General features: G+C 50.0%; 17 protein-coding genes. All 17 read left to right on the top strand.

The genetic code is table 11. The features are described from left to right. The first annotated feature begins 25 nt into the window (after positions 1-25). The 17 genes from asnC (at position 26) to lpfB-O113 (ending at position 16,898) form a co-directional block, all read left to right on the top strand. Positions 26-484: a transcriptional regulator AsnC gene (asnC, locus tag RGV86_RS12705; RefSeq protein ID WP_000432970.1), complete on the top strand. Its 459-nt coding sequence runs from the start codon at positions 26-28 to the stop codon at positions 482-484. A gap of 89 nt (positions 485-573) precedes the next feature. Then, positions 574-1,017 carry an FMN-binding protein MioC gene (gene mioC / locus RGV86_RS12700; RefSeq protein ID WP_000763736.1) on the top strand — a complete coding sequence of 148 codons (444 nt, stop codon included), beginning with the start codon at positions 574-576 and terminating at the stop codon, positions 1,015-1,017. Positions 1,018-1,395: 378 nt separating this feature from the next. Beyond that, on the top strand, positions 1,396-3,285 hold the full coding sequence (gene mnmG / locus RGV86_RS12695) for a tRNA uridine-5-carboxymethylaminomethyl(34) synthesis enzyme MnmG (RefSeq protein ID WP_085461489.1): 1,890 nt from the start codon (positions 1,396-1,398) through the stop codon (positions 3,283-3,285). Between the two features lie 63 nt (positions 3,286-3,348). Next, positions 3,349-3,972 carry a 16S rRNA (guanine(527)-N(7))-methyltransferase RsmG gene (gene rsmG, locus RGV86_RS12690; RefSeq protein ID WP_000932852.1) on the top strand — a complete coding sequence of 208 codons (624 nt, stop codon included), beginning with the start codon at positions 3,349-3,351 and terminating at the stop codon, positions 3,970-3,972. Between the two features lie 616 nt (positions 3,973-4,588). After that, the gene (atpI, locus tag RGV86_RS12685; RefSeq protein WP_000116699.1) at positions 4,589-4,969 is read left to right on the top strand and encodes a F0F1 ATP synthase subunit I; all 381 of its coding nucleotides are present in this window, start codon (positions 4,589-4,591) and stop codon (positions 4,967-4,969) included. 8 nt (positions 4,970-4,977) lie between these two features. Further along, complete coding sequence (gene atpB, locus RGV86_RS12680; RefSeq protein WP_000135622.1) at positions 4,978-5,793, top strand: F0F1 ATP synthase subunit A; 816 nt, start codon at positions 4,978-4,980, stop codon at positions 5,791-5,793. A gap of 46 nt (positions 5,794-5,839) precedes the next feature. Next, the gene (gene atpE / locus RGV86_RS12675) at positions 5,840-6,079 is read left to right on the top strand and encodes a F0F1 ATP synthase subunit C (protein WP_000429386.1); all 240 of its coding nucleotides are present in this window, start codon (positions 5,840-5,842) and stop codon (positions 6,077-6,079) included. A 61-nt stretch (positions 6,080-6,140) separates the two neighbouring features. Continuing rightward, positions 6,141-6,611 (top strand): F0F1 ATP synthase subunit B, encoded by a 471-nt coding sequence (gene atpF, locus RGV86_RS12670; RefSeq protein ID WP_001052219.1) that lies wholly within the window; start codon positions 6,141-6,143, stop codon positions 6,609-6,611. Positions 6,612-6,625: 14 nt separating this feature from the next. After that, positions 6,626-7,159, top strand: a complete 534-nt coding sequence (gene atpH, locus RGV86_RS12665; RefSeq protein ID WP_001288587.1) for a F0F1 ATP synthase subunit delta — start codon at positions 6,626-6,628, stop codon at positions 7,157-7,159. Between the two features lie 12 nt (positions 7,160-7,171). Beyond that, positions 7,172-8,713, top strand: coding sequence for a F0F1 ATP synthase subunit alpha (gene atpA / locus RGV86_RS12660; RefSeq protein ID WP_001176745.1), 1,542 nt, complete (start codon positions 7,172-7,174; stop codon positions 8,711-8,713). Between the two features lie 50 nt (positions 8,714-8,763). Continuing rightward, the gene (gene atpG, locus RGV86_RS12655) at positions 8,764-9,627 is read left to right on the top strand and encodes a F0F1 ATP synthase subunit gamma (protein WP_000896498.1); all 864 of its coding nucleotides are present in this window, start codon (positions 8,764-8,766) and stop codon (positions 9,625-9,627) included. A gap of 26 nt (positions 9,628-9,653) precedes the next feature. Beyond that, the gene (atpD, locus tag RGV86_RS12650; RefSeq protein WP_000190506.1) at positions 9,654-11,036 is read left to right on the top strand and encodes a F0F1 ATP synthase subunit beta; all 1,383 of its coding nucleotides are present in this window, start codon (positions 9,654-9,656) and stop codon (positions 11,034-11,036) included. Positions 11,037-11,056: 20 nt separating this feature from the next. Next, on the top strand, positions 11,057-11,476 hold the full coding sequence (locus tag RGV86_RS12645; RefSeq protein WP_001251965.1) for a F0F1 ATP synthase subunit epsilon: 420 nt from the start codon (positions 11,057-11,059) through the stop codon (positions 11,474-11,476). Positions 11,477-11,880: 404 nt separating this feature from the next. Next, positions 11,881-13,251, top strand: a complete 1,371-nt coding sequence (gene glmU / locus RGV86_RS12640) for a bifunctional UDP-N-acetylglucosamine diphosphorylase/glucosamine-1-phosphate N-acetyltransferase GlmU (RefSeq protein ID WP_000933711.1) — start codon at positions 11,881-11,883, stop codon at positions 13,249-13,251. Positions 13,252-13,413: 162 nt separating this feature from the next. Further along, positions 13,414-15,243, top strand: coding sequence for a glutamine--fructose-6-phosphate transaminase (isomerizing) (gene glmS / locus RGV86_RS12635; protein ID WP_000334114.1), 1,830 nt, complete (start codon positions 13,414-13,416; stop codon positions 15,241-15,243). 304 nt (positions 15,244-15,547) lie between these two features. Beyond that, a complete protein-coding gene (gene lpfA-O113 / locus RGV86_RS12630) occupies positions 15,548-16,120 on the top strand; it encodes a long polar fimbria major subunit LpfA-O113 (RefSeq protein ID WP_000827800.1) in 573 nt (190 codons plus the stop codon). A gap of 46 nt (positions 16,121-16,166) precedes the next feature. Beyond that, positions 16,167-16,898, top strand: coding sequence for a long polar fimbrial chaperone LpfB-O113 (gene lpfB-O113, locus RGV86_RS12625; RefSeq protein ID WP_000088108.1), 732 nt, complete (start codon positions 16,167-16,169; stop codon positions 16,896-16,898). Positions 16,899-16,910: the final 12 nt, after the last annotated feature.

Genomic DNA, 16,910 nt, shown 5'->3' with positions numbered 1-16,910 from the left:
TCATCAATATGAATAAGAAAATCCTATGGAAAATTATCTGATCGACAATCTGGACCGTGGCATCCTGGAAGCATTAATGGGCAATGCGCGCACCGCTTACGCTGAACTGGCGAAACAATTTGGCGTCAGCCCGGGGACGATTCACGTTCGTGTAGAGAAAATGAAGCAGGCGGGGATCATTACCGGTGCGCGTATCGACGTCAGCCCGAAGCAGCTTGGTTATGACGTAGGCTGCTTTATCGGCATTATATTAAAGAGCGCCAAAGACTACCCTTCCGCGCTGGCAAAGCTGGAAAGCCTTGATGAAGTTACTGAAGCCTATTACACAACCGGCCACTACAGCATCTTTATAAAAGTGATGTGCCGTTCGATCGATGCTCTCCAGCATGTACTTATCAACAAGATCCAAACAATTGATGAAATTCAGTCCACCGAAACACTGATCGTCCTGCAAAACCCGATCATGCGTACCATCAAGCCATGATCAGCTTTTTTAATCCCATACTTTTCCACAGGTAGATCCCAGCGCGTTCACAGCGTACAATACGCCACTCTTAATAAAGGTGGCGGTTTATGGCAGATATCACTCTTATCAGCGGCAGCACCCTGGGCGGTGCCGAATATGTAGCAGAACACCTGGCAGAAAAGCTGGAAGAGGCGGGTTTTACCACCGAAACGCTGCATGGTCCGTTGTTAGAAGATTTATCTGCCTCCGGGATCTGGCTGGTTATCAGTTCTACCCACGGCGCCGGAGACATTCCGGACAACCTTTCTCCTTTCTATGAAGCGTTGCTGGAACAAAAACCCGATCTTTCTGCGGTACGCTTTGGCGCAATCGGTATTGGCAGTCGTGAATACGACACTTTTTGTGGTGCGATCGATAAACTCGAGGCAGAACTCAAAAATTCCGGTGCGAAACAGATGGGCGAAACACTGAAGATCAACATCCTTGATCACGACATTCCGGAAGATCCGGCAGAAGAATGGCTGGGATCGTGGATTAATTTACTCAAATAAGTATACAGATCGTGCGATCTACTGTGGATAACTCTGTCAGGAAGCTTGGATCAACTGGTAGTTATCCAAAGAACAACTGTTGTTCAGTTTTTGAGTTGTGCATAACCCCTCATTCTGATCCCAGCTTATACGGTCCAGGATCACCGATCATTCACAGTTAATGATCCTTTCCAGGTTGTTGATCTTAAAAGTCGGATCCTTGTTATCCACAGGGCAGAGCGATCCTAATAAGAGATCACAATAGAACAGATCTCTAAATAAAAAGATCTTCTTTTTAATACCCAGGATCCCAGGTCTTTCTCAAGCAGGCAAAGTTGAGTAGAATCCACGGCCCGGGCTTCAATCCATTTTCATACCGCGTTATGCGAGGCAATCACCATGTTTTATCCGGATCCTTTTGACGTCATCATCATTGGCGGGGGTCATGCAGGCACCGAGGCCGCGATGGCTGCGGCGCGTATGGGTCAACAGACTCTGCTTTTGACACACAATATCGACACTCTGGGACAGATGAGCTGCAACCCGGCAATCGGCGGTATTGGGAAGGGACATCTGGTAAAAGAAGTGGATGCACTCGGCGGTCTGATGGCAAAAGCGATCGACCAGGCGGGTATCCAGTTTAGGATACTAAACGCCAGCAAAGGACCGGCGGTTCGTGCAACCCGAGCACAGGCGGATCGTGTGCTGTACCGTCAGGCGGTACGCACTGCACTTGAGAATCAACCAAACCTGATGATCTTCCAGCAGGCGGTTGAGGATCTTATTGTCGAAAATGATCGCGTGGTCGGTGCTGTCACCCAAATGGGGTTGAAATTCCGTGCTAAGGCTGTCGTGCTCACTGTAGGCACTTTCCTTGACGGCAAGATTCATATCGGTCTGGATAATTACAGCGGTGGTCGTGCTGGAGATCCGCCTTCCATTCCGCTTTCTCGCCGTTTGCGCGAACTTCCACTGCGCGTTGGTCGTCTGAAAACAGGGACGCCGCCGCGTATTGACGCCCGCACCATCAATTTCAGTGTGCTGGCGCAACAGCATGGCGATAACCCAATGCCGGTGTTCTCGTTTATGGGCAACGCAGCGCAGCATCCACAGCAGGTGCCGTGCTATATCACCCATACCAACGAGAAAACTCATGACGTGATCCGCAGTAACCTCGATCGTAGTCCAATGTATGCCGGAGTGATTGAAGGTGTTGGCCCACGCTACTGTCCGTCGATCGAAGACAAAGTCATGCGCTTCGCCGACAGAAATCAGCATCAGATCTTCCTTGAACCGGAAGGGCTGACGTCTAACGAAATTTATCCGAACGGCATCTCCACCAGCCTGCCGTTCGATGTGCAGATGCAAATCGTCCGCTCCATGCAGGGGATGGAAAATGCGAAGATCGTGCGTCCAGGTTATGCCATTGAGTATGACTTCTTCGATCCTCGCGACCTGAAACCGACGCTGGAGAGCAAGTTTATCCAGGGGTTGTTCTTTGCTGGTCAGATTAACGGCACTACCGGTTACGAAGAAGCTGCAGCGCAAGGTTTGCTGGCCGGTCTTAACGCCGCTCGACTGTCTGCCGACAAAGAAGGCTGGGCGCCTGCACGTTCCCAGGCTTACCTTGGCGTACTGGTCGATGACCTGTGCACTTTAGGAACCAAAGAACCGTACCGTATGTTTACCTCACGCGCAGAATATCGACTGATGCTGCGTGAAGATAACGCAGACCTGCGTCTGACTGAAATTGGTCGTGAGCTGGGGCTGGTTGATGATGAACGTTGGGCGCGCTTTAACGAGAAGCTTGAGAACATCGAGCGTGAGCGCCAGCGTCTGAAATCGACCTGGGTAACGCCGTCAGCGGACGTTGCAGCCGAAGTGAATGCTCACCTGACTGCGCCGCTTTCCCGTGAAGCCAGTGGTGAAGATCTGCTGCGTCGTCCGGAAATGACTTATGAAAAATTAACCACGCTGACGCCGTTTGCCCCTGCGTTGACAGACGAACAGGCGGCGGAACAGGTTGAGATTCAGGTTAAATACGAAGGTTATATTGCGCGCCAGCAAGATGAGATCGAAAAGCAGCTGCGTAACGAGAATACCTTGCTGCCTGCGACGCTGGATTACCGCCAGGTATCCGGTCTTTCTAACGAAGTGATCGCCAAACTCAACGATCACAAACCGGCCTCTATCGGTCAGGCTTCGCGTATTTCTGGCGTCACGCCTGCGGCTATCTCCATTCTGCTGGTATGGCTGAAAAAACAAGGTATGCTGCGTCGTAGCGCATAACGCATTAAAAATGCCTGGTAAGCACCTGCTTACCAGGCAACGCATCAAGAACAGGTAATCACCGTGCTCAACAAACTCTCCTCACTGCTGAAAGACGCAGGAATTTCGCTTACCGATCACCAGAAAAATCAGCTTATTGCCTACGTAAATATGCTGCACAAATGGAACAAGGCGTACAACCTGACTTCGGTGCGCGATCCTAATGAGATGCTGGTACGCCATATTCTGGACAGCATTGTCGTCGCACCTTATCTGCAAGGTGAACGTTTTATTGATGTCGGCACCGGCCCGGGTCTGCCCGGCATTCCTCTATCTATCGTACGCCCTGACGCCCACTTCACACTACTGGATAGCCTCGGTAAACGCGTGCGTTTCCTGCGCCAGGTTCAACATGAATTGAAACTTGAGAACATTGAGCCGGTACAGAGTAGGGTAGAGGAGTTTCCGTCAGAGCCACCGTTTGATGGTGTAATTAGCCGTGCTTTTGCCTCTCTGAACGATATGGTGAGCTGGTGTCATCATCTTCCTGGCGAGCAAGGCCGTTTCTATGCGCTGAAAGGACAAATGCCGGAAGATGAAATAGCCCTATTGCCCGCAGAATATCAGGTTGAATCAGTGGTTAAACTTCAGGTTCCTGCTCTGGATGGCGAACGCCATTTGGTTGTGATTAAAGCAAATAAAATTTAATTTTTATCAAAAAAATCATAAAAAATTTATCGGTTTGACTGTTAACAACGACCAGGTTTTTTACTGATATAACTGGTTACATTTAACGCCACGTTTACCATTTCGCATCAATGAACTAACGTGGCTTTTTTGGGTAAGCAGAAAATAAGTCATCGGTGAAAATATCAGTCTGCTAAAAATCGGCGCTAAGAACCATAATTTGCTGTTAAAATTTTATTAAGAATGTCAATGTCTGGTTTTTGTTATGTAAATGCTATTTATGAAAACAGTATCTGTTTTTAGACTGAAATATCAGAAACTTGCAATGGCATCATTTGCCAAGTAAATAAATATGCTGTGCGCGAACATGCTCGATCTGTGATCTGAAGCACGCTTTACCACCAGTGTTTACGCGTTATTTACAGTTTTTCATGATCTGGCATGGTTAGCAGAAAAGTCGCAATTGTATGCACTGGAAAAATATTTAAACATTTATTCACCTTTTGGCTACTTATTGTTTGAAATCACGGGGGCGCACCGTATAATTTGACCGCTTTTTGATGCTTGACTCTAAGCCTTAAAGAAAGTTTTATACGACACGCGGCATACCTCGAAGGGAGCAGGAGTGAAAAACGTGATGTCTGTGTCGCTCGTGAGTCGAAACGTTGCTCGGAAGCTTCTGCTCGTTCAGTTACTGGTGGTGATAGCAAGTGGATTGCTGTTCAGCCTCAAAGACCCCTTCTGGGGCGTCTCTGCATTAAGCGGAGGCCTGGCAGTCTTTCTGCCTAACGTTTTGTTTATGATATTTGCCTGGCGTCACCAGGCGCATACACCAGCGAAAGGCCGGGTGGCCTGGACATTCGCATTTGGCGAAGCTTTCAAAGTTCTGGCGATGTTGGTGTTACTGGTGGTGGCGTTGGCGGTTTTAAAGGCGGTATTCTTGCCGCTGATCGTTACGTGGGTTTTGGTGCTGGTGGTTCAGATACTGGCACCGGCTGTAATTAACAACAAAGGGTAAAAGGCATCATGGCTTCAGAAAATATGACGCCGCAGGATTACATAGGACACCACCTGAATAACCTTCAGCTGGACCTGCGTACATTCTCGCTGGTGGATCCACAAAACCCCCCAGCCACCTTCTGGACAATCAATATTGACTCCATGTTCTTCTCGGTGGTGCTGGGTCTGTTGTTCCTGCTTATGTTCCGTAGCGTCGCCAAAAAGGCGACCAGCGGCGTACCAGGTAAGTTTCAGACCGCGATTGAGCTGGTAATCGGCTTTGTTAATGGTAGCGTGAAAGACATGTACCATGGCAAAAGCAAGCTGATTGCACCGCTGGCCCTGACGATCTTCGTTTGGGTATTCCTGATGAACCTGATGGACTTACTGCCTATCGATCTGCTGCCGTATATCGCAGAACACTGGATCGGTTTGCCGGCACTGCGTGTAGTTCCGTCTGCTGACGTGAACGTGACGCTGTCGATGGCTCTGGGCGTATTTATCCTGATTCTGTTCTACAGCATCAAAATGAAAGGCATCGGCGGCTTCACGAAAGAGTTGACGCTGCAGCCGTTCAATCACTGGGCGTTCATTCCTGTCAACTTAATCCTTGAAGGGGTAAGCCTGCTGTCCAAACCAGTTTCACTCGGTTTGCGACTGTTCGGTAACATGTACGCCGGTGAGCTGATTTTCATTCTGATTGCTGGTCTGTTGCCGTGGTGGTCACAGTGGATCCTGAATGTGCCGTGGGCCATTTTCCACATCCTGATCATTACGCTGCAAGCCTTCATCTTCATGGTTCTGACGATCGTCTATCTGTCGATGGCGTCTGAAGAACATTAATTTACCAACACTACTACGTTTTAACTGAAACAAACTGGAGACTGTCATGGAAAACCTGAATATGGATCTGCTGTACATGGCTGCCGCTGTGATGATGGGTCTGGCGGCAATCGGTGCTGCGATCGGTATCGGCATCCTCGGGGGTAAATTCCTGGAAGGCGCAGCGCGTCAACCTGATCTGATTCCTCTGCTGCGTACTCAGTTCTTTATCGTTATGGGTCTGGTGGATGCTATCCCGATGATCGCTGTAGGTCTGGGTCTGTACGTGATGTTCGCTGTCGCGTAGTAAGCGTTGCTTTTATTTAAAGAGCAATATCAGAACGTTAACTAAATAGAGGCATTGTGCTGTGAATCTTAACGCAACAATCCTCGGCCAGGCCATCGCGTTTGTCCTGTTCGTTCTGTTCTGCATGAAGTACGTATGGCCGCCATTAATGGCTGCCATCGAAAAACGTCAAAAAGAAATTGCTGACGGTCTTGCTTCCGCAGAACGAGCACACAAGGACCTTGACCTTGCAAAGGCCAGCGCGACCGACCAGCTGAAAAAAGCGAAAGCGGAAGCCCAGGTAATCATCGAGCAGGCGAACAAACGCCGCTCGCAGATTCTGGACGAAGCGAAAGCTGAGGCAGAACAGGAACGTACTAAAATCGTGGCTCAGGCGCAGGCGGAAATTGAAGCCGAGCGTAAACGTGCCCGTGAAGAGCTGCGTAAGCAAGTTGCTATCCTGGCTGTTGCTGGCGCCGAGAAGATCATCGAACGTTCCGTGGATGAAGCTGCTAACAGCGACATCGTGGATAAACTTGTCGCTGAACTGTAAGGAGGGAGGGGCTGATGTCTGAATTTATTACGGTAGCTCGCCCCTACGCCAAAGCAGCTTTTGACTTTGCCGTCGAACACCAAAGTGTAGAACGCTGGCAGGACATGCTGGCGTTTGCCGCAGAGGTAACCAAAAACGAACAGATGGCAGAGCTTCTCTCTGGCGCACTGGCGCCAGAAACGCTCGCCGAGTCGTTTATCGCAGTTTGTGGTGAGCAACTGGACGAAAACGGTCAGAACCTGATTCGGGTTATGGCTGAAAATGGTCGTCTTAACGCGCTCCCGGATGTTCTGGAGCAGTTTATTCACCTGCGTGCCGTGAGTGAGGCTACCGCTGAGGTAGACGTCATTTCCGCTGCCGCACTGAGTGAACAACAGCTCGCGAAAATTTCTGCTGCGATGGAAAAACGTCTGTCACGCAAAGTTAAGCTGAATTGCAAAATCGATAAGTCTGTAATGGCAGGCGTTATCATCCGAGCGGGTGATATGGTCATTGATGGCAGCGTACGCGGTCGTCTTGAGCGCCTTGCAGACGTCTTGCAGTCTTAAGGGGACTGGAGCATGCAACTGAATTCCACCGAAATCAGCGAACTGATCAAGCAGCGCATTGCTCAGTTCAATGTTGTGAGTGAAGCTCACAACGAAGGTACTATTGTTTCTGTAAGTGACGGTGTTATCCGCATCCACGGCTTGGCCGATTGTATGCAGGGTGAAATGATCTCCCTGCCGGGTAACCGTTACGCTATCGCACTGAACCTCGAGCGCGACTCTGTAGGTGCGGTAGTTATGGGTCCGTACGCTGACCTTGCCGAAGGCATGAAAGTTAAGTGTACTGGTCGTATCCTGGAAGTTCCGGTTGGCCGTGGCCTGCTGGGTCGTGTGGTTAACACCCTGGGTGCGCCAATCGACGGTAAAGGTCCGCTGGATCACGACGGCTTCTCTGCTGTAGAAGCAATCGCTCCGGGCGTTATCGAACGTCAGTCCGTAGATCAGCCTGTACAGACTGGTTATAAAGCCGTTGACTCCATGATTCCAATCGGTCGTGGTCAGCGTGAATTGATCATCGGTGACCGTCAGACCGGTAAAACCGCATTGGCTATTGATGCCATCATCAACCAGCGCGATTCCGGTATCAAATGTATCTATGTCGCTATCGGCCAGAAAGCGTCCACCATTTCTAACGTGGTACGTAAACTGGAAGAGCACGGCGCACTGGCTAACACCATTGTTGTGGTAGCAACCGCGTCTGAATCCGCAGCACTGCAATACCTGGCACCGTATGCCGGTTGTGCAATGGGCGAATACTTCCGTGACCGTGGCGAAGATGCGCTGATCATTTACGATGACCTGTCTAAACAGGCTGTTGCTTACCGTCAGATCTCCCTGCTGCTCCGTCGTCCGCCAGGACGTGAAGCATTCCCGGGTGACGTATTCTACCTCCACTCTCGTCTGCTGGAGCGTGCTGCGCGTGTTAACGCCGAATACGTTGAAGCCTTCACCAAAGGTGAAGTGAAAGGGAAAACCGGTTCTCTGACCGCGCTGCCGATTATAGAAACTCAGGCGGGTGACGTTTCTGCGTTCGTTCCGACCAACGTAATCTCCATTACCGATGGTCAGATCTTCCTGGAAACCAACCTGTTCAACGCCGGTATTCGTCCTGCGGTTAACCCGGGTATTTCCGTATCCCGTGTTGGTGGTGCAGCACAGACCAAGATCATGAAAAAACTGTCCGGTGGTATCCGTACCGCTCTGGCACAGTATCGTGAACTGGCAGCGTTCTCTCAGTTTGCATCCGACCTTGACGATGCAACACGTAAGCAGCTTGACCACGGTCAGAAAGTGACCGAACTGCTGAAACAGAAACAGTATGCGCCGATGTCCGTAGCGCAACAGTCTCTGGTTCTGTTCGCAGCAGAACGTGGTTACCTGGCGGATGTTGAACTGTCGAAAATCGGCAGCTTCGAAGCCGCTCTGCTGGCTTACGTCGACCGTGATCACGCTCCGTTGATGCAAGAGATCAACCAGACCGGTGGCTACAACGACGAAATCGAAGGCAAGCTGAAAGGCATCCTCGATTCCTTCAAAGCAACCCAATCCTGGTAACGTCTGGCGGCTTGCCTTAGGGCAGGCCGCAAGGCATTGAGGAGAAGCTCATGGCCGGCGCAAAAGAGATACGTAGTAAGATCGCAAGCGTCCAGAACACGCAAAAGATCACTAAAGCGATGGAGATGGTCGCCGCTTCCAAAATGCGTAAATCGCAGGATCGCATGGCGGCCAGCCGTCCCTATGCAGAAACCATGCGCAAAGTGATTGGTCACCTTGCACACGGTAATCTGGAATATAAGCACCCATACCTGGAAGACCGCGACGTTAAACGCGTGGGCTACCTGGTGGTGTCGACCGACCGTGGTTTGTGCGGTGGTTTGAACATTAACCTGTTCAAAAAACTGCTGGCGGAAATGAAGACCTGGACCGACAAAGGCGTTCAATGCGACCTCGCAATGATCGGCTCGAAAGGCGTGTCGTTCTTCAACTCCGTGGGCGGCAATGTTGTTGCCCAGGTCACCGGCATGGGGGATAACCCTTCCCTGTCCGAACTGATCGGTCCGGTAAAAGTGATGTTGCAGGCCTACGACGAAGGCCGTCTGGACAAGCTTTACATTGTCAGCAACAAATTTATTAACACCATGTCTCAGGTTCCGACCATCAGCCAGCTGCTGCCGTTACCGGCATCAGATGATGATGATCTGAAACATAAATCCTGGGATTACCTGTACGAACCCGATCCGAAGGCGTTGCTGGATACCCTGCTGCGTCGTTATGTCGAATCTCAGGTTTATCAGGGCGTGGTTGAAAACCTGGCCAGCGAGCAGGCCGCCCGTATGGTGGCGATGAAAGCCGCGACCGACAATGGCGGCAGCCTGATTAAAGAGCTGCAGTTGGTATACAACAAAGCTCGTCAGGCCAGCATTACTCAGGAACTCACCGAGATCGTCTCGGGGGCCGCCGCGGTTTAAACAGGTTATTTCGTAGAGGATTTAAGATGGCTACTGGAAAGATTGTCCAGGTAATCGGCGCCGTAGTTGACGTCGAATTCCCTCAGGATGCCGTACCGCGCGTGTACGATGCTCTTGAGGTGCAAAATGGTAATGAGCGTCTGGTGCTGGAAGTTCAGCAGCAGCTCGGCGGCGGTATCGTGCGTACCATCGCAATGGGTTCCTCCGACGGTCTGCGTCGCGGTCTGGATGTAAAAGACCTCGAACACCCGATCGAAGTCCCGGTAGGTAAAGCGACTCTGGGTCGTATCATGAACGTACTGGGCGAACCAGTCGACATGAAAGGCGAGATCGGTGAAGAAGAGCGTTGGGCGATTCACCGCGCAGCACCTTCCTACGAAGAGCTGTCAAACTCTCAGGAACTGCTGGAAACCGGTATCAAAGTTATCGACCTGATGTGTCCGTTCGCTAAGGGCGGTAAAGTTGGTCTGTTCGGTGGTGCGGGTGTAGGTAAAACCGTAAACATGATGGAGCTGATTCGTAACATCGCGATCGAGCACTCCGGTTACTCTGTGTTTGCGGGCGTAGGTGAACGTACTCGTGAGGGTAACGACTTCTACCACGAAATGACCGACTCCAACGTTATCGACAAAGTATCCCTGGTGTATGGCCAGATGAACGAGCCGCCGGGAAACCGTCTGCGCGTTGCTCTGACCGGCCTGACCATGGCTGAGAAATTCCGTGACGAAGGTCGTGACGTTCTGCTGTTTGTTGACAACATCTATCGTTACACCCTGGCCGGTACGGAAGTATCCGCACTGCTGGGTCGTATGCCTTCAGCGGTAGGTTATCAGCCGACCCTGGCGGAAGAGATGGGTGTTCTGCAGGAACGTATCACCTCCACCAAAACCGGTTCTATCACCTCCGTTCAGGCGGTATACGTACCTGCGGATGACTTGACTGACCCATCCCCAGCAACCACCTTTGCTCACCTTGACGCAACCGTGGTACTGAGCCGTCAGATCGCATCTCTGGGTATCTACCCGGCCGTTGACCCGCTGGACTCCACCAGCCGTCAGCTGGATCCGCTGGTAGTTGGTCAGGAACACTACGACACCGCTCGTGGCGTTCAGTCCATCCTGCAACGTTATCAGGAACTGAAAGACATCATCGCCATCCTGGGTATGGATGAACTGTCTGAAGAAGACAAACTGGTGGTAGCGCGCGCTCGTAAGATCCAGCGTTTCCTGTCCCAGCCGTTCTTCGTGGCAGAAGTATTCACCGGTTCTCCGGGTAAATACGTCTCCCTGAAAGACACCATCCGTGGCTTTAAAGGCATCATGGAAGGCGAATACGATCACCTGCCGGAGCAGGCGTTCTACATGGTCGGTTCCATCGAAGAAGCAGTGGAAAAAGCCAAAAAACTTTAACGCCTTAATCGGAGGGTGATATGGCAATGACTTACCACCTGGACGTCGTCAGCGCAGAGCAACAAATGTTCTCTGGTCTGGTCGAGAAAATCCAGGTAACGGGTAGCGAAGGTGAACTGGGGATCTACCCTGGCCACGCACCGCTGCTCACCGCCATTAAGCCTGGTATGATTCGCATCGTGAAACAGCACGGTCACGAAGAGTTTATCTATCTGTCTGGCGGCATTCTTGAAGTGCAGCCTGGCAACGTGACCGTTCTGGCCGACACCGCAATTCGCGGCCAGGATCTCGACGAAGCGCGAGCCATGGAAGCGAAACGTAAGGCTGAAGAGCACATTAGCAGCTCTCACGGCGACGTAGATTACGCTCAGGCGTCTGCGGAACTGGCCAAAGCGATCGCGCAGCTGCGCGTTATCGAGTTGACCAAAAAAGCGATGTAACACCGGCTTGAAAAGCACAAAGCCAGTCTGGAAACAGGCTGGCTTTTTTATTGCGTGCGCTGCGCATATTTTCATCTGGATAGCAGTACAGCAGGATTTGTGCTGTGGTCATTCATGTTCCGCGATTAACTCTTCTTATATAAACCAGCGAAATTCTTTGCTTGTTTTCTCGTTTATTCATTGATCGAAATAAGAGCAAAAACATCATGCTGACGCTTAAATGAAGGTGCTATCTTACTTTTATGCAGACAAAAGGCGCGCCAATGGTCGAAAATGATGTTTTCGTCAGTGGGGATAATCCTTTATTGCGCAATTTATCCTCTGTCCATTTCACGATGAAAAAAATGTAGTTTTTTCAATGTGAAGCGGTTTAAATTCGTTCTCAAATTACAGTCAGGACGCGTATGTTGAATAATGCTATGAGCGTAGTGATCCTTGCAGCAGGCAAAGGCACTCGCATGTATTCTGATATTCCAAAAGTGCTGCATACCCTTGCCGGGAAAGCGATGGTTCAGCATGTCATTGATGCTGCGAATGAATTAGGCGCAGCACACGTTCACCTGGTTTACGGTCACGGTGGCGATCTGCTTAAACAGTCGCTGAAAGATGACAACCTGAACTGGGTGCTTCAGGCCGAGCAACTGGGCACCGGTCATGCAATGCAGCAGGCTGCACCTTTCTTTGCCGATGATGAAGACATTTTAATGCTCTACGGCGATGTGCCGCTGATCTCGGTCGAAACACTCCAGCGTCTGCGTGATGCAAAACCGCAGGGTGGGATTGGTCTGCTGACAGTGAAACTGGATGATCCAACCGGTTATGGTCGCATTACCCGTGAGAATGGCAAAGTTACCGGCATTGTTGAGCATAAAGATGCTACCGATGAGCAGCGTCAAATCCAGGAGATCAACACCGGTATTCTGATCGCCAACGGTGCAGATATGAAACGCTGGCTGGCGAAGCTGACCAATAATAATGCTCAGGGCGAGTACTACATCACCGACATTATTGCCCTGGCGTATCAGGAAGGACGTGAAATCGTCGCTGTACATCCGCAGCGTTTAAGCGAAGTCGAAGGTGTAAATAACCGTCTGCAACTCTCCCGTCTGGAGCGCGTTTATCAGTCCGAACAGGCAGAAAAATTGCTGCTGGCGGGAGTTATGCTGCGCGATCCGGCTCGTTTTGATCTGCGCGGTACGCTTACTCACGGGCGCGATGTTGAAATTGATACTAACGTTATCATCGAGGGTAATGTTACTCTCGGCAATCGCGTGAAAATTGGCACTGGTTGCGTGATTAAAAACAGCGTGATTGGCGATGATTGCGAAATCAGCCCATATACAGTCGTGGAAGATGCGAATCTGGCGGCGGCCTGTACCATTGGCCCGTTTGCCCGTCTGCGTCCTGGTGCAGAGCTGCTGGAAGGTGCGCACGTCGGTAACTTCGTTGAGATGAAAAAAGCGCGTCTGGGTAAAGGCTCGAAAGCCGGTCATCTGACTTACCTGGGCGATGCGGAAATCGGCGATAACGTTAACATCGGCGCGGGAACTATTACCTGCAACTACGACGGTGCGAATAAATTTAAAACCATTATTGGCGACGATGTATTTGTCGGTTCTGACACCCAACTTGTTGCACCGGTAACGGTTGGTAAAGGCGCAACCATTGCTGCGGGTACTACCGTAACGCGCAATGTTGGTGAAAATGCCCTGGCAATCAGCCGTGTGCCGCAGTCACAAAAAGAAGGCTGGCGTCGTCCGGTTAAGAAAAAGTAATTCTGGCTGGGTAATCCGGCCACCAGGGATGAGGAGATAACATAATCTCCCGCCCAATATGTTGTACTTATAAAAATAACCCCACTCTCTACAAGGCTCGGGGCGCCCGAAAAATCGGGTATACAGGTTGACCGACAACGATATCAATCGGAATTAAAAACTATGTGTGGAATTGTTGGCGCGATCGCGCAACGTGATGTAGCTGAAATCCTTCTTGAAGGCTTACGTCGTCTGGAATACCGTGGTTATGACTCTGCCGGTTTGGCAGTCGTCGATGCAAACGGAAATATGACCCGCTTGCGTCGTCTCGGTAAAGTACAGATGCTGGCCCAGGCAGCGGAAGAACATCCTCTGCATGGTGGCACCGGTATTGCTCACACCCGCTGGGCGACTCACGGAGAACCTTCAGAAGCGAATGCGCATCCGCATGTTTCTGAACACATTGTGGTGGTGCATAACGGCATCATCGAAAACCATGAACCGCTGCGCGAAGAGTTAAAAGCGCGTGGCTATACCTTCGTTTCTGAAACCGACACAGAAGTGATTGCTCACCTGGTGAACTGGGAACTGAAACAGGGCGGCACTCTGCGTGAGGCCGTTCTGCGCGCTATCCCTCAACTGCGTGGCGCTTACGGTACGGTTATCATGGACACCCGCAACCCGGATACTTTGCTGGCGGCTCGTTCCGGTAGCCCGCTGGTTATCGGCCTCGGTATGGGCGAAAACTTTATCGCTTCTGACCAGTTGGCACTATTGCCGGTGACCCGCCGTTTTATCTTCCTTGAAGAGGGCGATATTGCGGAAATCACTCGCCGTTCGGTAAACATCTTCGATAAATCTGGCGCGGAAGTAAAACGTCAGGATATCGAATCCAATCTGCAATATGACGCGGGCGATAAAGGTATTTACCGCCACTACATGCAGAAAGAGATCTACGAACAGCCTAACGCGATCAAAAACACTCTCGCCGGACGTATTAACCACGGTCAGGTTGATCTAAGCGAGCTGGGCCCGAATGCCGATGAACTGCTGTCGAAGGTTGAGCATATTCAGATCCTCGCCTGTGGCACTTCTTACAATTCTGGTATGGTTTCCCGCTACTGGTTTGAATCGCTGGCAGGCATTCCGTGCGACGTCGAAATCGCCTCTGAATTCCGCTATCGCAAATCAGCCGTGCGTCGTAACAGTCTGATGATCACTCTGTCGCAGTCCGGTGAAACGGCAGATACCCTGGCTGGCCTGCGTCTGTCGAAAGAGCTGGGTTACCTTGGTTCGCTGGCAATCTGTAACGTTCCTGGTTCTTCTCTGGTGCGTGAATCCGATCTGGCGCTGATGACCAATGCCGGTACTGAAATTGGCGTGGCATCTACCAAAGCCTTTACCACTCAGCTAACTGTGCTGTTGATGCTGGTGGCAAAATTGTCTCGACTGAAAGGTCTGGATGCCTCCATTGAACATGACATCGTGCATGGTCTGCAGGCGCTGCCGAGTCGTATTGAGCAGATGCTGTCTCAGGACAAACGTATTGAAGCTCTGGCAGAAGATTTCTCTGACAAACATCACGCACTGTTCCTGGGCCGTGGCGATCAGTATCCCATCGCGCTGGAAGGCGCATTGAAGCTGAAAGAGATCTCTTATATTCACGCTGAAGCCTACGCTGCGGGTGAACTGAAACACGGTCCGCTGGCGTTGATTGACGCCGATATGCCGGTTATCGTCGTCGCGCCGAATAACGAACTGTTGGAAAAACTGAAATCCAACATTGAAGAAGTTCGCGCGCGTGGCGGTCAGTTGTACGTCTTTGCCGATCAGGACGCAGGTTTTGTAAGTAGCGATAATATGCACATCATCGAGATGCCGCATGTGGAAGAAGTGATTGCCCCAATCTTCTACACCGTTCCGCTGCAACTGCTGGCGTACCATGTCGCGCTGATCAAAGGCACCGATGTTGACCAGCCGCGTAACCTGGCGAAATCGGTTACGGTTGAGTAATTCTAACCGTTAAGTAAGTAAGGGCTGCCAGCGGGTGGCCCTTTTTCATATTTATTTCTAATAAATTTTCCATTTAGATAACTAAATAAATATATTCTGAATTTTTACCAATGTCCGTTTACGAACTTGATTTACTATTATTTGAATAATATTTATATAATAAATTTATATTCTCAGATTGATTTATAGATATTAATTTAGCTAAACCTGTGTCATTGATGTAATATGTTTGCGAATCATAAATACACTTATTAATATAAGTGATGGTTCGGGTTGAAGGATATATTATATCAATGGAGTTTTTATGAAACGTAATATTATTGGTGGTGCATTCACGCTGGCATCTTTAATGCTGGCCGGACATGCACTCGCAGAGGATGGTGTTGTTCACTTTGTTGGTGAAATTGTTGACAGTAGTTGTGAAGTTACCTCCGATACAGCGGATCAAACTGTTCCTCTTGGAAAAGTCAGTAAAAATGCATTTTCAGGCGTAGGTAGCATGGCATCGCCACAGCAGTTTAGTATTAAACTGGAGAAATGCCCGGCAACGTACACTCAGGCTGCGGTTCGTTTTGATGGTACAGAAGCACCTGGCGGCGATGGCGATCTGAAAGTGGGTACTCCGACTACAGCTGCCGATCCGGGGGATTATACCGGCACCGGGGCAGCGATTGTGGCCACTGGTGTTGGTATCCGTATCTTTAACCAGGCTGACAACTCTCAGGTCAAACTTTATAACGACTCAGCTTATACCACTATCGATGGTAACGGCACTGCGGAAATGAAATTTATTGCACGCTATGTTGCAACAAATGCAGTCGTAACGGCGGGTACAGCGAACGCCGATTCACAATTTACTATCGAATATAAGAAATAATTTATCAGAGCCTTTTTATTCAGTTGGCTTTGGCCAGGGAGTTATTATGTCCAGAAAAAGTTGTTTAATCAGGCTCTTTAAAACAACCCTTTGGTACAAATTATTTATCGCGATTATGTTAAGCCTTTTTTTAGGCCAGCCAGCATTAACCTATGCAGGCGTTGTCATTGGCGGTACGCGGGTTGTTTACATAAGTAATAATGCAGATAAATCTATTTCTGTATTCAGCAAGGAAGAGAAGATCCCTTATCTCATCCAGTCATGGGTGGATCCGTTTAATAAAGATGATAAAAGTAAAGCGCCCTTTACTGTTATACCTCCTGTATCCCGACTTGAACCCGGACAAGAAAAAGTATTACGTATTCTTCACACGAAGGGAATGTCATTACCCGACGACCGTGAATCCGTCTTCTGGCTGAATATCAAAAATATTCCGCCTGCAGCAACCAATAAAGCGGCTAACTCTTTGGAAATTGCTGTTAAAACGCGTATCAAGCTGTTCTGGCGACCAGCAACTATTCGACTTATTCCTGAAGATGCAGCGCCTAAGGTTAAGTGGCGCCGTGAAGGCAAAAATCTGATTGCTGAAAATCCAAACCCGATTCATATCAGTGTGATGGATGTCATTGTTGATGGCCATGATGTGCCTCTCAACATGATCCGTCCTTTCGAAACGCTCTCTTTACCGTTGCCTGCCAATTCTGCGGGTAACCAAATGACCTGGCGATTCATAAATGATTATGGCGCGATAAGCGAACCGCTAAAAAACGCACTGTAAGCATGGCATAAG

Origin of the sequence: Escherichia ruysiae (assembly GCF_031323975.1) — a bacterium.
GTDB classification, from domain to species: domain Bacteria; phylum Pseudomonadota; class Gammaproteobacteria; order Enterobacterales; family Enterobacteriaceae; genus Escherichia; species Escherichia ruysiae.
The sequence above is the reverse complement of the archived record's forward strand: the minus strand, read 5'-3'. Positions and strand labels throughout refer to the sequence as shown.

Coding starts and splice junctions, on each gene's coding strand:
- asnC (WP_000432970.1), top strand. CDS start 26: ATGGAAAATTATCTGATCGACAATCTGGACCGTGGCATCCTGGAAGCA.
- mioC (WP_000763736.1), top strand. CDS start 574: ATGGCAGATATCACTCTTATCAGCGGCAGCACCCTGGGCGGTGCCGAA.
- mnmG (WP_085461489.1), top strand. CDS start 1,396: ATGTTTTATCCGGATCCTTTTGACGTCATCATCATTGGCGGGGGTCAT.
- atpI (WP_000116699.1), top strand. CDS start 4,589: ATGTCTGTGTCGCTCGTGAGTCGAAACGTTGCTCGGAAGCTTCTGCTC.
- atpB (WP_000135622.1), top strand. CDS start 4,978: ATGGCTTCAGAAAATATGACGCCGCAGGATTACATAGGACACCACCTG.
- atpE (WP_000429386.1), top strand. CDS start 5,840: ATGGAAAACCTGAATATGGATCTGCTGTACATGGCTGCCGCTGTGATG.
- atpH (WP_001288587.1), top strand. CDS start 6,626: ATGTCTGAATTTATTACGGTAGCTCGCCCCTACGCCAAAGCAGCTTTT.
- atpA (WP_001176745.1), top strand. CDS start 7,172: ATGCAACTGAATTCCACCGAAATCAGCGAACTGATCAAGCAGCGCATT.
- atpG (WP_000896498.1), top strand. CDS start 8,764: ATGGCCGGCGCAAAAGAGATACGTAGTAAGATCGCAAGCGTCCAGAAC.
- atpD (WP_000190506.1), top strand. CDS start 9,654: ATGGCTACTGGAAAGATTGTCCAGGTAATCGGCGCCGTAGTTGACGTC.
- RGV86_RS12645 (WP_001251965.1), top strand. CDS start 11,057: ATGGCAATGACTTACCACCTGGACGTCGTCAGCGCAGAGCAACAAATG.
- glmU (WP_000933711.1), top strand. CDS start 11,881: ATGTTGAATAATGCTATGAGCGTAGTGATCCTTGCAGCAGGCAAAGGC.
- glmS (WP_000334114.1), top strand. CDS start 13,414: ATGTGTGGAATTGTTGGCGCGATCGCGCAACGTGATGTAGCTGAAATC.
- lpfA-O113 (WP_000827800.1), top strand. CDS start 15,548: ATGAAACGTAATATTATTGGTGGTGCATTCACGCTGGCATCTTTAATG.
- lpfB-O113 (WP_000088108.1), top strand. CDS start 16,167: ATGTCCAGAAAAAGTTGTTTAATCAGGCTCTTTAAAACAACCCTTTGG.